Origin of the sequence: uncultured Streptococcus sp. (assembly GCF_938036805.1) — a bacterium.
Taxonomy (GTDB): Bacteria; Bacillota; Bacilli; order Lactobacillales; family Streptococcaceae; genus Streptococcus.
In genome coordinates this window covers 1-4,340 of the sequence record NZ_CALHWC010000159.1, presented here as the reverse complement: position 1 = coordinate 4,340, position 4,340 = coordinate 1, and the positions used below count along the sequence as shown (strand labels likewise).

7 protein-coding genes are annotated in these 4,340 nt (G+C 41.4%); all 7 read left to right on the top strand.

Annotation, left to right across the window (positions count from 1 at the left end):
- The coding region (locus tag Q0191_RS06480; RefSeq protein WP_297664900.1) for a formate--tetrahydrofolate ligase at positions 1-125 on the top strand (125 nt) is incomplete at its 5' end.
- Positions 126-258: 133 nt separating this feature from the next.
- A complete protein-coding gene (locus tag Q0191_RS06475; RefSeq protein ID WP_297664898.1) occupies positions 259-801 on the top strand; it encodes a hypothetical protein in 543 nt (180 codons plus the stop codon).
- On the top strand, positions 801-1,409 hold the full coding sequence (locus Q0191_RS06470) for a DUF5052 family protein (RefSeq protein WP_297664896.1): 609 nt from the start codon (positions 801-803) through the stop codon (positions 1,407-1,409). Before Q0191_RS06475 ends, Q0191_RS06470 begins: the two co-directional genes overlap by 1 nt.
- A 3-nt stretch (positions 1,410-1,412) precedes the next feature.
- Entirely contained in the window at positions 1,413-2,066 is a 654-nt protein-coding gene (locus Q0191_RS06465) for a DNA alkylation repair protein (RefSeq protein WP_297664894.1), read from the top strand.
- Complete coding sequence (locus tag Q0191_RS06460; protein ID WP_297664892.1) at positions 2,063-2,587, top strand: GNAT family N-acetyltransferase; 525 nt, start codon at positions 2,063-2,065, stop codon at positions 2,585-2,587. The genes Q0191_RS06465 and Q0191_RS06460 overlap by 4 nt, the downstream gene beginning before the upstream one ends.
- Before the next feature lie 298 nt (positions 2,588-2,885).
- The gene (locus Q0191_RS06455; protein WP_297664902.1) at positions 2,886-3,053 is read left to right on the top strand and encodes a hypothetical protein; all 168 of its coding nucleotides are present in this window, start codon (positions 2,886-2,888) and stop codon (positions 3,051-3,053) included.
- A 132-nt stretch (positions 3,054-3,185) separates the two neighbouring features.
- Positions 3,186-4,262, top strand: coding sequence for an aspartate-semialdehyde dehydrogenase (locus Q0191_RS06450; RefSeq protein ID WP_297664890.1), 1,077 nt, complete (start codon positions 3,186-3,188; stop codon positions 4,260-4,262).
- Positions 4,263-4,340: the final 78 nt, after the last annotated feature.

The window sequence follows — 4,340 nt, the reverse complement described above, 5'->3', positions numbered from 1 at the left end:
AACTTGGGGCAGGCTTTATCGTGGCTTTGACAGGAGATGTCATGACCATGCCAGGTCTACCAAAACGTCCTGCAGCACTCAATATGGATGTAGCAGCAGACGGTACAGCGATTGGTCTGTTCTAATTGAATTTAAGATATAAGAAGAGGTTGGGCTAAATAGCGCTGGGCCTCTCTTTTTTTAGACTTAAATTCCAGATATTTTGATATAATAAAGCATATTCCCATCACCTAGTTTTTGCTCATAGGAGGATGAACATTGAAAAAAAGAACTCTCAAACAGGAATTAATTTACCTTGCCTCAGGGGAATCAATAAGTGTTGTGTTATTTTGTATCGTGTATGTCCTGTATACGAAACCAGAGACCCGATTTGCCACATCCAGTGCCGTCCTTTATTTCCCATTGTTAATTCTTAATCTGATATTACTCCAAGGTTCCATCTATTGGCTTAACTGTTTGAAACGAATCCAAAAGAAGAAGGCCTTGGAAACTCAACTGCTTGCACCTCTTTATAAAGGATTAAAAATGCTGGATTTTATAATGCTGCTTGCATATATACCGATTTGGATCTGGTCTTTTAAAGTGAGTAGTAGCAGTAATATCATTATTGGAGTTTTACTTTGGTTGTTTGCCATCATTGAATTTGTAAATTATTTTTACTATCGCCTGTCTTACTATGCAATGGGTGGCCTAGGACTGCAAGTGATGAGGCCTCTCAAGTTATTATTGACGGGAAAAGCAGCCAAATCACAAATTGCAAAAGAAATTTCCTTATACGAAAAAAATATGGAGCATAAATAATGAAAAAGAAATACCTATTAATAGCTCTTTTGAGTATTGGTCTTTTGACCTTGACCGGTTGTCAGTCTGTTGAAAAGTGGTTCAAAAATGCCAAGGAAGAATGGCTGGGGCTGGAGATGACGGTTCGCACCTATGATGAGAATTCTCAACTCATCGACCAAATGTCGGGCAAGTCCCTATCCATCTCGCGTAACGAGGAGTTTGACTCAGTTGATGCGGAAGGGAATTCCAAAGAAGACTCATCTGTGCTCAAAATCACCTTGGGTAAGTATGAGATTGATCATGTGGGTTCTTCCTTGATTGCAGAAGAAAAAGGCTTGAAAGATGTCTTTGCTCAATATCAAAAGACTGCAGATGTTGAGGAGAGTAGCCATTCAGTTCCCGTTTTGAATCGCATGATTTCAGCTTTTAAAAACGACTTTAACGGCAAGAAGAAGGTCATTCTGATTCGCTCTCAAAACGGAACTCCGCTGGCTGCCTATGCTGGCGACCGTGTCTCTCTCGATAAATCTGATGCTCCCAAAACCTCTGAGTTGCTGATTGACGGCAAGCGCCTCGTGATTTACCGCTGTGACTATACAATTTATGACCGCGAATTGCTGGAGTAGGCTATGAATGTAGAAGAATTGATAAAAGAGTTAAAAGCAGTAGCTAGCCTTGATGATGCAGTGGCTATGAAAGCCTATATGAAAAATAAATTTGACTTTATAGGAGTCAAGACGCCGACCAGGCGGAAACTTGCAAAGGCTTTTTTCAAACAGCAGACTGACTCTGTCATTGACTGGAATTTTATAAATGAAGCTTGGAATAGTCCCTATCGAGAATTGCAGTATGCCGCGCTCGATTATCTGGAAAGTCGCAAGAAACTCTTGACTCCATCTGACTTGCCACGTTTGAAAAAGCTAGCCCAAACAAAATCTTGGTGGGATACGATTGACTTTTTGGACCGCTTGGTTGGATCAATCATTGCTCGATTCCCAGAAGCCAAAGAGATTATTTTAGCGTGGAGTTGTGATGAGGATATCTGGCTGCGACGCTTGGCTATTGATCATCAGCTATTGCGAAAAGAGAAAACAGACACAGAGTTGCTAGTGAAAATTTTAGTGAATAATCTAGGCCAAACAGAATTCTTTATTAACAAGGCCATCGGCTGGGCGCTGAGAGATTATTCCAAAACCAATCCAGACTGGGTCAGAGATTTTATAGAACGGAATCGAGCAGCAATGGCTGCCCTTAGTATTCGAGAGGGAAGTAAGTATTTATGAAACATATTTATTTAAAATATCTGGAAGAGAAGGATTACTCGGTTTGGCTGGAAGGATTTTCCAATAGACTGCCTTCTCAATCACCATTTGATGATGGGCTTTTAGATATGACAATTTGTACAGAAAGTTGGTTTGCGGATTTGGTGGCTAAGCACCGCAATTTCCGAGAGAAAGACCAGCAGTATATTTGGGGAATTTATGACGCAAAAAGCGGAAAACATGTAGGTATGGTTAATTTATTTGTGCTGGCTAGAGACGATTTTCAATGGGCGGAAATAGGTTATACGATACATAATCAATTTTGGCGTCAGGGCTACGCCAGAGCTATGCTAGGTGAACTTAAGAAAGTCAGTCGTGAACTAGGATTTCATCGTTTAGAAGCACATGTTGATCTACAGAATATCCCTTCGCAAAAATTACTGGAGCAAGCTGATTTCTATCTTGAAGGAGTACGGAAACAATTCCAAAAAGAAGGTCAAGAATGGAAAGATAGACAAGTTTTTGTTTATATTTTAGATTAAATACCTTGACAAAACGGAAAAAGATAAGGTAAACTATATTTCGTGCGATGAGTCGATATGCAGATTTTCTGCAAATTGAAGCATGGGAGGTCATAACGCAGGAGCGGACCTTGATCAGTTGTGTGAACCTGCTGATCACACGAAAGTGCCCTTATCCCCAGTCTACGGATTGGGGATTTTTCTATGTCCCTTAGAGAGGCAAGATGGTTTTTCTCAGCCGAGCTTAGAGACATAGATGCTGAGGCAGTTGGCATCGTGAGTGCAATTGCTCTTGACGAAACGAGACCGCAGGACGAAGTTGAGTTGTAGAGCAATGGATGCAGTTTTGTCCGTGCGGACAAAAGCTGTAAACCTTGAACTCTCTCTTAGAAAGGCAAGATGGTTTTTCTCAGCCGAGCTTAGAGACATTGATACTGAAACGGTCGTCATCGTGAGTGCTATCGCTCTTGATGAAACGATCCCATAAGAAGTTGGGCCATAGAATAGTAGCAACATTTTAAAAAGTCCGGCTTATCCTTCAGAAATATTTGCATTTTTCCTTAAAAATAGTATAATACTAGAATATACAAAATTTTTAGAAAATTCAGAGGTGGATTGTATGGGATATACAGTTGCTGTAGTCGGCGCGACAGGTGCTGTTGGCGCTCAAATGATTAAAATGCTGGAAGAATCAACACTTCCAATTGATAAGATTCGTTATTTGGCTTCTGCTCGTTCAGCTGGTAAGGTTCTTCAATTCAAGGGACAAGATGTTACCATTGAAGAAACAACAGAAACTGCCTTTGAAGGTGTAGACATCGCTCTTTTCTCAGCTGGTGGCTCTACTTCAGCAAAATATGCTCCGTATGCAGTTAAAGCTGGTGCAGTCGTAGTGGACAACACCTCATATTTCCGCCAAAATCCTGATGTGCCTCTGGTTGTTCCAGAAGTAAACGCTCATGCACTAGATCAGCATAAAGGGATTATCGCTTGTCCCAATTGCTCAACTATTCAGATGATGGTGGCCTTGGAGCCAGTCCGTCAGCAATGGGGCTTGGAGCGTATCATTGTTTCAACTTATCAGGCGGTTTCTGGTGCAGGTATGGGAGCCATTCTTGAAACGCAACGCGAGCTGCGTGAAGTGTTGAATGATGGTGTGAATCCACGTGATTTGCATGCGGAAATCCTACCTTCAGGTGGTGATAAGAAACACTATCCTATCGCCTTCAACGCTCTTCCACAAATCGATGTCTTCACTGACAATGATTACACTTACGAAGAGATGAAGATGACCAAAGAAACCAAGAAAATCATGGAAGACAAGTCTATCGCAGTGTCTGCAACTTGTGTACGTATTCCAGTCCTGTCAGCTCACTCTGAGTCTGTTTACATCGAAACAAAAGAAGTAGCACCAATTGAAGAAGTGAAAGCAGCGATAGCAGCCTTCCCAGGTGCAGTTCTGGAGGATGATGTAGCGCATCAAATCTATCCGCAAGCCATCAACGCTGTTGGTTCGCGTGATACTTTTGTTGGTCGTATTCGTAAAGACTTGGATGCAGAAAAAGGAATTCACATGTGGGTTGTTTCAGATAACCTTCTTAAAGGTGCTGCTTGGAACTCTGTACAGATTGCAGAAACGCTTCATGAGCGTGGTTTGGTCCGTCCAACGGAAGAAGTTGTTTTTGAATTAAAATAAGCTGTCTAAAAATATGTGACAGGTCGAGGATTGAATATCTGTCATTCAATCCTCTTTTCATACAAAGAGAGGTAAGTC